Source organism: Gottfriedia acidiceleris (assembly GCF_036421055.1).
Lineage (GTDB): Bacteria > Bacillota > Bacilli > Bacillales > Bacillaceae_G > Gottfriedia > Gottfriedia acidiceleris_C.
The window spans coordinates 299485-309880 of sequence record NZ_JAZGQS010000006.1; the positions used below are offsets into that span (position 1 = coordinate 299485).

Below are 10396 nucleotides of genomic sequence, written 5' to 3' on the forward strand. Positions count from 1 at the left end.
CGACTTTGCTCACCGCCTCTGTTTTTTAATATTAATTATGAGAGTGTACTAATTCATTTTCATCATAGATCACTGTTGGATACTTCCCTGTAAAACAAGCAGTACATTGCCCTCTATTTGGTCCCTCATGATTTCGACCAATAGCATTTAGTAATCCTTCTAAACTAATAAATTCTAATGAATCTGCACCAATTTCTTCGCAAATTTCATCTATTGTATTAGTTGCAGCAATTAACTCTTCTCTTGTTGAAGTGTCAATACCGTAATAGCAAGGATTTTTCAATGGTGGTGCCCCAATTCGAACATGAACCTCACTTGCACCTGCATCACGTAACATTTGTACAATTCGGCGGCTTGTAGTTCCACGAACGATTGAATCATCTACCATTACTACTCGCTTCCCTTCAACGATCGAACGAACTGGAGAAAGTTTCATCTTAACTCCTTGCTCTCTAAGTTCTTGAGAAGGTTGAATAAATGTACGAGCTACGTAACGGTTTTTAATCAATCCAAGTTCATATGGAATACCAGATTCTTCTGCGTAACCAACTGCTGCTGAAATACTTGAATCTGGAACACCGATTACTACGTCAGCTTCAACAGGAGCTTCATTTGCTAATACACGCCCCATATTTTTACGTGCGGCATGAACATTGATATTATCAATATTGCTATCAGGACGAGAGAAATAAATATATTCCATACTACAAATTGTGTGATTAACTGATGAAGTAAACTGATCAGTTTCCACCCCATTGTCTGAAATAATAAGTAATTCTCCTGGATTAATATCTCGAATATATTTAGCTCCGACTACATCAAATGCACAAGTCTCTGATGCTACAACATAAGCATCACCAAGTTTAGCTAATGCCAATGGTCTAAAGCCATTTGGATCTAGTGCAACATACATTGCATCCTTTGTTAGAACTAAGTAAGCGAAAGCCCCTTTGATCATATTTAAAGATGCTTTAATGCTATCTTTTAATGGAGCAGAACCATTACGTTTAATTAAATGAGCAAGCACTTCAGTATCAGAAGTAGTTTGAAAAATACTACCTTGCATCTCTAAGTCTTTACGTAATCTTGAAGCATTTACTAAATTACCATTATGTGCAAGAGCAATGCTTCCAGTGTGCGATTGGAATAATAGAGGCTGAACATTTTCATAGCCGCCTCCACCTGCAGTTGCATAACGAACATGACCAATAGCAGCTTTTCCGTGTAAATCATTTAATTGACCTTTACTGAAAACCTCTGTTATTAACCCAAGTCCCTTTGCACCTTCAAGTTCAGTCCCATTCGTTACAACAATTCCTGCTCCTTCTTGGCCTCTATGTTGTAAGCTATGAAGACCATAGTAAGAGATTTGGGCAGCATCAGTATGCCCCCAAATTCCGAATATTCCACACTCTTCGTTTAGTCCTTTTATTTCAGCAAGCATGGGATCGCCTCTTTCCAAGCTTGTTTCAGTTCCTCAACTGAAGCATGAAGAACTGTTTCATTGTTTTCATTACGAACTGTTACTGATGTTTCTTCTGTAACTGTACCGATTAACTTTGCATCTACTACTAATGCTTCGAATTGTTCTTTATGTTCAGGTTTAACTGAAAGTAAGAAACGTGATTGAGTTTCGCTAAATAATGAAACAACCTCATTTCCTTCAATCGTAATAGTTGCACCAACTTCTGACGGACCAAATGTGCTTTCTGCAATCGCTACAGCTAGACCACCTTCAGAAATATCGTGTGCTGAAGCAACTACACCTGCTTGAATAGCAGCAAGAATTTGCTCTTGACGACTAGATTCAACAGCTAAATCAATACTTGGTGCTTTACCAAAGATTTTGCCATTTAATAATTTTTGAAGCTCACTTCCACCGAATTCAGCTTCTGCTCCACCGATTACATAAATTAAATCGCCAGCAGTTTTAAAGTTTTGAGTCGTAATATGCTTTACATCTTCAATTAGACCTACCATACCTACTACTGGAGTTGGATAAACTGCTTCACCATTTGTTTCGTTATATAATGATACGTTTCCACCGATTACAGGAGTACTTAATACATTACAAGCTTCACTCATACCATCTGTTGCTTTTTCTAATTGCCAGAAAATCTCAGGTTTTTCAGGGTTTCCGAAGTTTAAGCAATCTGTAATTGCAAGTGGACGAGCACCTGAACAAACTACATTACGAGCTGCTTCTGCTACTGCAATTTTCCCACCAACTTCAGGATCTAAATATAAGTAGCGTGCATTACAGTCAGTTGTCATTGCTAAAGCTTTTTTTGTATCACGAATTCTAATTACTGCAGCATCTGAACCTGGAGCAACCACTGTATTTGTACGAACCATGTAATCATACTGACCGTAAACCCACTCTTTACTTGCGATTGTAGGTTGAGAAAGTAATTGTTTTAACGTTTCTTTTGAATCACTAATTTCAGGAATATAGTTTTCCATCGCTTGGAACTCGCCATAATAAGCAGGTTCAGCTGATGGCTTATGATAGACTGGCGCTTCTTCAGCAAGAGCATCTACAGGTAATTCAGCTACAACCTCACCATTATGAAGTAAGCGAAGCATCTTATCATCTGTAACACGTCCTACAGATACCGCATGTAAATCATACTTTTCAAATAAGTCTACGATTTCTTGCTCTCTACCTTTTTCTACAACTAGTAACATACGTTCTTGAGATTCCGATAGCATCATTTCGTAAGCTGTCATACCAGCTTCACGTTGAGGAACTAAATCCAGATTCATCTCAATTCCCATTCCTGCTTTAGAAGCCATCTCAGCAGATGAAGATGTTAATCCAGCTGCACCCATATCTTGAATACCAACAAGAGCATCATTTTGAACAACTTCTAAACATGCTTCAAGTAATAACTTCTCCATAAATGGATCGCCTACTTGTACCGCTGGGCGTTTTTCATCAGAGGCATCAGATAACTCTTCAGAAGCAAAAGTTGCACCATGAATTCCGTCACGACCAGTTGAAGCACCAACGTACATTACTGTATTTCCAGCACCATGCGCTTGACCTTTTTTAATATCTTTATGATTGATTAATCCAACACACATTGCATTTACTAAAGGATTGCCTTCGTAACATGGATCGAAGTTTACTTCTCCACCAACTGTTGGAATACCAATACAGTTTCCATATCCAGCAATACCTGCAACTACTTCTTCAAATAAATACTTAACTCTTGGAGTTTCTAATTCACCAAATCGTAAAGAATTTAGAAGTGCAACAGGACGTGCTCCCATTGAAAATACATCACGAATAATTCCACCTACACCAGTTGCAGCACCTTGGTATGGTTCAATTGCAGAAGGGTGATTATGGCTTTCGATTTTAAATACTACAGCTTGCTCATCGCCAATATCAACTATACCTGCTCCTTCACCTGGTCCTTGTAAAACATGCTCACCGCTTATTGGGAATTTACGTAATAAAGGTTTTGAATTTTTATAACTACAATGTTCAGACCACATTACTGAGAATAATCCAAGCTCTGTATAGTTCGGATTGCGACCAATAATTGATTTGATTAATTGAAACTCTTCATCAGTTAAGCCCATAGTGGCATAAATTCTATCATTTTCAATTTGAATAGGATTTGGCTCAAGAAGTAACGACATGGTTTTCCCTCCAGTTTCTTACAATCGAACGAAATAGTTGAAGTCCGTCTGCACTACCTAATAATGCATCAACAGCACGCTCAGGGTGTGGCATCATACCTAATACATTTCCTTTTTCATTAACAATTCCTGCGATATCATCTAAACTACCGTTCGGATTATTTTGATAACGGAAAATTATCTGATTATTACTTTTAAGTGATTCGTATGTTTCTTGATCGCAATAGTAATTTCCTTCACCATGTGCGATTGGAACTGTAATTACTTGACCTTTTTCATAACCAGTTGTAAACATTGATTCATTGTTTTCAACAACTAGTTCAACAGGCTTACACATAAATTTTAATTTCTCATTACGTCGAAGTGTACCTGGTAATAGACCTGCTTCAGTTAGGATTTGGAATCCATTACAAACGCCAAATACTGGTTTACCTTCTGCAGCAGCTTTCTTCACCGCATCCATCACGTTTGCAAAACCTGCAATTGCGCCAGAGCGTAAGTAATCTCCATATGAGAAGCCACCTGGTAATAAGATACCATCAAATTCATCTAAATTCGTTGAATCATGCCATACGTACTCTACTTCTTCGCCTAACTCATCTTTGATTGCATGATACATATCTACATCACAATTTGAGCCCGGGAACACAATTACTGCAAACTTCACTGTGCGACTACCTCCTCTACCTCATAACGGTAATCTTCAATTACGATGTTTGCTAATAACTTTTCGCACATTTCTTTTACTGTAGTATCTAAATCTGCAACATTTTTATCAATTAATAATTCCATATATTTACCGATACGAACATCTTGAACTTCGCTAAAATTCATGCTATGAAGTGCGTTTTTAACTGCATTTCCTTGTGGATCTAAAACACTTTCTCTTAATGTAACGAATACTCTTACTTTGAACATGATAATCCCCCTAAGCGTTTTAAAATTTCTTCGTATCCATCTGTTAAGTTACCTAAATCTCTACGGAATACATCTTTATCAAATTTCGCGTTTGTATCTTTATCCCATAATCGGCAAGTATCAGGTGAAATCTCATCTGCTAACAAAATTGTTCCATCATTTAATTTGCCAAACTCTAATTTAAAATCAACTAAACGAACATTACATGCATTAAACTGTTCTACTAGTACATCATTAACACGGAGAGCAATCTCTTTAATTGTTTCAAGATCTTCAGTTGTTGCTAGTTTAAGTGCAGCAATATGATCTTCATTAATAATTGGATCACCTAAGTCATCACGTTTGTAATAAAACTCAATGATTGGCTTTTCTAACTTAACACCTTCATCTAATCCCATGCGTTTTGATAAGCTACCAGCAACGATATTTCTAACAACTACTTCAATTGGTACAATTGTTACTCGTTTTACAAGTTGTTCAAGTTCTGATGTTTTTTCTACGAAATGAGATGCAATACCTGCTTCCATTAACTTTGAAAATAGTAAACTAGTAATTGCATTATTCAAGCGACCTTTACCGGCAATCTCTGCTTTCTTTTCACCGTTAAATGCCGTTGCTGAATCTTTGTACTCAACTCTTACAATTTCAGGATTCTCAGTTGAGAAAATTCTTTTTGCTTTTCCCTCATACAACATTACTTGCTCTGCCATGCTAACAAGCCTCCCATATCCTCATTTAAACACCCAATAGAATTTATACTTTATCTGTTATTTGAATCGTTTGGCTAAGAATTTTTATCTCTAATCTTAGCCAAACAATATTTATTAATTTAATCCTAAGCGTTCAAAAATTGTATCGACTTGACTTAAGTGGTAGCTGTAATCAAAGCAATCATTAATTTCTTCTTGAGATAATAAAGAAGTAATTTTTTCTTCTGCTTCCACAAGTTCTTTAAACTGTACTTGAGTTTCCCAAGCTTCCATTGCTTTTGGTTGAACAGTATCATAAGCCTCTTCACGAGACATTCCTTTTTCAATTAAAGCAAGAAGTACACGTTGAGAATAAATTAATCCGTAAGTACGGTCCATGTTACGTTTCATATTCTCAGGGAATACTGTAAGGTTTTTAACAATATTTCCAAATCGATTTAACATGTAATTTAAAAGTATTGTTGCATCCGGTAAGATGATTCTTTCTGCAGATGAATGTGAGATATCTCTTTCATGCCAAAGTGATACATTTTCATAAGCCGTAACCATATGACCTCTAATTACACGAGCTAAACCTGTCATGTTTTCAGATCCAATTGGATTACGTTTATGTGGCATTGCAGAAGAGCCTTTTTGACCTTTTGCAAAGAATTCTTCAACTTCGCGTGTTTCACTTTTTTGTAATCCACGTACTTCGGTTGCAAACTTCTCAATTGAAGTTGCAATTAATGATAATGTTGCCATGTAGTGAGCATGACGATCACGTTGTAAAGTTTGAGTTGAAATTGGAGCTGCTTGAATTCCTAACTTTTCACAAACATATTCTTCAACAAATGGAGGAATATTTGCGTAAGTTCCAACAGCGCCTGAGATTTTACCTACTCGAACTGTTTCAATCGCATTCTTAAATCGCTCTAAGTTACGCTTCATTTCTTCAGTCCATAAAGCAAGTTTTAAGCCAAAAGTAGTTGGTTCAGCATGTACACCGTGAGTACGTCCCATCATTACTGTGTACTTATGTTCTTTAGCTTTGTTTTCAAGAATTCCAATGAAATTCTCTAAATCTTTTAATAAGATATCATTTGCCTGACGTAGTAAGTATGAAAGTGCCGTGTCTACTACATCAGTTGATGTTAAGCCATAATGTACCCATTTACGTTCGTCGCCTAATGTTTCAGAAACTGCACGTGTAAATGCAACTACGTCATGACGTGTTTCTTTTTCAATTTCATAAATTCGGTTTATATCGAAAGAAGCTTTTTCACGTAACACCTTTACGTCTTCTTTAGGAATATCTCCTAATTCAGCCCATGCTTCACATGCTAAGATTTCAACTTCTAACCAAGCTTTAAATTTGTTTTCTTCTGTCCAAATTGCTGCCATTTCTGGGCGTGAATAACGTTCAATCATATTTTTACCTCCACCGGGTTTTGTTTCCAAATCCCTAACTCTTGTACTTTTTCCATCGCTAGTTCTGCTGATGCTGCCATTATATTAATATGTCCCATTTTACGGCCTTTTTTGCTTTCTTCTTTACCATAAAGATGAACATTTAATGTACTATCATTTTGCATTACATTCAATACTTCTTCAACATGTTCACCTAGTATATTCACCATTACAACTGGTTTAAGTAATTCAGTGTTCCCTAATGGCAAATTACAAACCGCTCGTATATGCTGCTTAAATTGTGAAGTTTCAACTGCCTCCATCGTATAGTGTCCTGTATTATGTGGACGCGGAGCTAATTCATTAATATAAACCTGCTCATCTTCTGTTACAAATAACTCGATTGCTAAAACCCCTACAAGATGAAACGAGCTAGCTACTTTTTTTGCATAGTTCTCTGCCGTTTCTATTACTAGTTTTGAGGTATTTGCCGGTACAGATGAAGTATGCAGAATTTGATTTATATGAACATTCTCTGCTATTGGAAACGTATTTACCTCTCCATTACTATTTCTTGCGACAATTATTGACAATTCTTTTTCAAAAGGAACCCAGCCCTCAAGAATACATTGCTGTTTTTTAACAAGTTCTAACGCTTCAACAAAGTCTTCTTCAGATCTTAAAACAACTTGCCCTTTTCCGTCATAACCACCTGTTGTCGTTTTCAAAACAGCCGGTAAACCTATTTTCGTAACTGCTTCAGAAAATTGCTCTTCATTTTCTACTAGTCGAAATGGAGCAACCTTAATGCCTAAATTTTGAATAGCTGTTTTTTCAGTTAATCTATTTCTTGTTAGCTTTAACAACTCACTACCTTGAGGTAAATAAGAATGTTCATCTAGATACTCAAGTGCGTTTACATCAATATTTTCAAATTCATATGTTATAACATCACTTACTTTCGCAAGCTGTTTAATTGCTTCTATATTTGAATACTCAGCCGTAATCTCTATATCAGATACTTGCCCACAAGGCGAGTTTGGAGTAGGATCTAAAACAGCTATTTTATAGCCCATTTCTTTCGCCGAAAGTGCCATCATTCTTCCAAGTTGGCCTCCACCGATGATTCCTATTGTTTGTCCTGGTAAAATTACTTTGTTATTCATAGTGATTCACTGCTTTCTAGAACTTGTTTAGTAGTGTTTTCACGACGAGTTTCTAATGCTAAATAAACTTCTTGATCTTGGATACTTAATACTTGAGCTGCAAGTAAGCCAGCATTCGTCGCACCTGCTTTACCAATTGCAACAGTAGCAACAGGTACTCCACCTGGCATTTGCACAATTGATAATAATGAATCTAATCCATTTAATGCCTTTGATTGTACTGGTACACCAATTACTGGAAGCGTCGTTTTTGCTGCTACCATTCCTGGTAAGTGAGCAGCCCCGCCTGCACCTGCAATGATTACTTTAATACCTCGTTCTCTAGCTGATTCTGCATACTCAAACATTAAATCTGGTGTACGATGTGCCGAAACAACTCGTTTTTCGTAGCTTATATTTAGCTCTTCTAACACATCACAAGCATGTTTCATTGTTTCCCAATCACTTGTACTCCCCATAATGACACCAACTACCGGTTTCATCTGCTTTTCCCCCAAGTTTATTCACTTTTTTATTTTTACAAAAAATTTCCAACAAAAAACGCCTAAGTAGAACTATCCCTCTATGGTGAGAAAGATAATCTACTTAGGCGTATACTAAATAACGTACACGTGTGATTAACTTCCCCTCATAGTCCAGTAATTTAAGGTTACTAGGTAGAAACTTTTGGGCCATATTCCCAAACTTATATGAGGTTTGCTAAATTTCCTATCTCTATAGTATCAATTTATAACTCTTTTTTCAATAAAATATGAATGTTTTTCTTAAAAAATATTTTAATGTTCGTGTTTTAGTATACTTTTCACATTCTATGATGTCAATTTTTATTAAATTACTGATAGCGACTATATTTTTTTTATTTCTTATTCGGGTTTCTATTATCAACTAATCAATAAAAAACAAAAAAGCTATCTATCCCTATAATAAATAGGAAAAATAGCTTTTTCAATGATTGACTTTTATTAAATAACCATTACTTTAGTTGGAGTTGATGTTACTTTAAAACATTCTTTTGTTACTACTTCAGTAGAGATATATAATGTGACGATTAGTAGAACCGCTTTTTCGGAGCATCTTGTATGAATTTCTCTTTCATTTTTTTATTCAAATTTTTAATAATTTTCTTGGTAACATCTTTTCAAAAATAAAAAAATTTAGCTCTTTATAATACTTTCAATTTCTTCTATTAATTGACTCTGAATTTTATCAACTTTTGAAAAGTCCATAGCTCCAATATAAATCGCTTCTAATTCGTCTCTAAGAACTTTAGCTTCCGCTAAATATGATATTGCTTCTTTCATTTTAGCTTTGTATGAATTCGTTGTTCTTTCAATTTCAATTGCGTATTTCTCATCTGTTCCTGGCTTAATACATCTTTCGTACATATCAATAATCTCATCATTTTCACGATCAGGAAAATATTCATGTGGTGCTGTACTGTCAAAGATGGCAATACTTTTTTCAGGGATAATTACCATGTCAAGGCTGTTTGGATCAAATCCACAGTGATATATCTCTACATCAAAGCCTCTTTCTTCTCCAGCAGCTGCTATTTTCTTTAACATTGTTGATTTACCGGAACCAGCTCTACCTTTTATAAAATAGCGCTTTTCGATTTCTTCTGTTAAATTTTGAATATAGTCAACTGCACCACTAGGAGTTGCTGCACCTAAAAATCTATGTTTTACTTTGGAGTTTTTTTCAGTAATATTGTCATTACCATAAAATAACCCTATCAATTCATCAGTCAGTTTATTAGCTTCTAAGAAGTCCATATTAGAAATATAAATTTCCTCAATCTCATCATGTGCCTTTAAGGAAGCAGCAAATGTATCATATGCCGTTGAAACTTCTTGGATATTTCATCATTTAGTGATAGTATTGCTTCCTTGTGTACGGATAATTTCTTAGAGTCCCAAGCAACACCTAAATTCACATATTCCTCAATAACTCCTGGAGCTTTAGGTTCAATTACATGCGGAGCCGTACCATCTACTATACCTATTTGAAATTTCGGGATAATTAAGCCATCAACTGAATTGGTATCTGAAGAACAATGTAAATATTCAATATCGATTCCCTTATTTACAATCAGTTCTCCAATTCTTTTCATTAAAGTTGATTTACCAGTACCTGGACCACCTTTTAGAATGAATAGTTTATCTAGATCCTCTAAAGCTGAGTCATAGAGATTATAAAACCCTTTTGCAGTATTACCTCCTGCATAATAATTGAGTATTTTTCCTCTCATATTTTTCCCTCCATTCAATCTAAACTATGTAGATTTATATTTAAGGGTGTTTGCCCAGCATTACTATTATTATTTACATTATAAATTTTTTAGCAAAAAGAAAGTAAATTATTCGAACTTTTTGATGTTCCTTAAGCATGTATTCGTTTAGTGTATTGATATTTCCTCACTTTTGTAAAGTCATCATAAGATGTGACAATTTCAAATTTCAACATAAAAAGCATCAGCTTGTTAGCTGATGCTTTTTAGTTACCAGGCGACGTTCTACTCTCACAGGGGGAAACCCCCAACTACCATCGACGCTGAAGAGC

The 10396-nt window shown here is 35.5% G+C and carries 8 protein-coding genes, 1 pseudogene and 1 riboswitch; all 9 genes and pseudogenes read right to left on the reverse strand.

Going from position 1 to position 10396, the window contains the following annotated elements; all coding sequences use genetic code 11:
* Window positions 1-31: 31 nt before the first annotated feature.
* The 9 genes and pseudogenes from purF to RAH41_RS11930 all read right to left on the reverse strand — a co-directional run bounded on the left by purF (window position 32) and on the right by RAH41_RS11930 (window position 10085).
* Window positions 32-1444, reverse strand: coding sequence for an amidophosphoribosyltransferase (gene purF, locus RAH41_RS11890; protein WP_331222688.1), 1413 nt, complete (start codon window positions 1442-1444; stop codon window positions 32-34).
* The gene (gene purL, locus RAH41_RS11895) at window positions 1429-3651 is read right to left on the reverse strand and encodes a phosphoribosylformylglycinamidine synthase subunit PurL (RefSeq protein ID WP_331222689.1); all 2223 of its coding nucleotides are present in this window, start codon (window positions 3649-3651) and stop codon (window positions 1429-1431) included. Before purL ends, purF begins: the two co-directional genes overlap by 16 nt.
* Entirely contained in the window at window positions 3635-4318 is a 684-nt protein-coding gene (gene purQ, locus RAH41_RS11900; protein WP_331222690.1) for a phosphoribosylformylglycinamidine synthase subunit PurQ, read from the reverse strand. The genes purL and purQ overlap by 17 nt, the downstream gene beginning before the upstream one ends.
* The gene (gene purS / locus RAH41_RS11905) at window positions 4315-4569 is read right to left on the reverse strand and encodes a phosphoribosylformylglycinamidine synthase subunit PurS (protein WP_069032645.1); all 255 of its coding nucleotides are present in this window, start codon (window positions 4567-4569) and stop codon (window positions 4315-4317) included. Before purS ends, purQ begins: the two co-directional genes overlap by 4 nt.
* Window positions 4557-5279 carry a phosphoribosylaminoimidazolesuccinocarboxamide synthase gene (gene purC / locus RAH41_RS11910; RefSeq protein WP_331222691.1) on the reverse strand — a complete coding sequence of 241 codons (723 nt, stop codon included), beginning with the start codon at window positions 5277-5279 and terminating at the stop codon, window positions 4557-4559. The genes purS and purC overlap by 13 nt, the downstream gene beginning before the upstream one ends.
* Before the next feature lie 114 nt (window positions 5280-5393).
* Entirely contained in the window at window positions 5394-6689 is a 1296-nt protein-coding gene (purB, locus tag RAH41_RS11915) for an adenylosuccinate lyase (protein ID WP_331222692.1), read from the reverse strand.
* Window positions 6686-7834 carry a 5-(carboxyamino)imidazole ribonucleotide synthase gene (gene purK / locus RAH41_RS11920; protein ID WP_331222693.1) on the reverse strand — a complete coding sequence of 383 codons (1149 nt, stop codon included), beginning with the start codon at window positions 7832-7834 and terminating at the stop codon, window positions 6686-6688. Before purK ends, purB begins: the two co-directional genes overlap by 4 nt.
* On the reverse strand, window positions 7831-8316 hold the full coding sequence (gene purE, locus RAH41_RS11925) for a 5-(carboxyamino)imidazole ribonucleotide mutase (RefSeq protein ID WP_097973951.1): 486 nt from the start codon (window positions 8314-8316) through the stop codon (window positions 7831-7833). The genes purK and purE overlap by 4 nt, the downstream gene beginning before the upstream one ends.
* Before the next feature lie 129 nt (window positions 8317-8445).
* Window positions 8446-8547: riboswitch (purine riboswitch) on the reverse strand.
* A 441-nt stretch (window positions 8548-8988) separates the two neighbouring features.
* Window positions 8989-10085 (reverse strand): annotated as a pseudogene (locus tag RAH41_RS11930) (PRK06851 family protein).
* Window positions 10086-10396 lie beyond the last annotated feature (311 nt).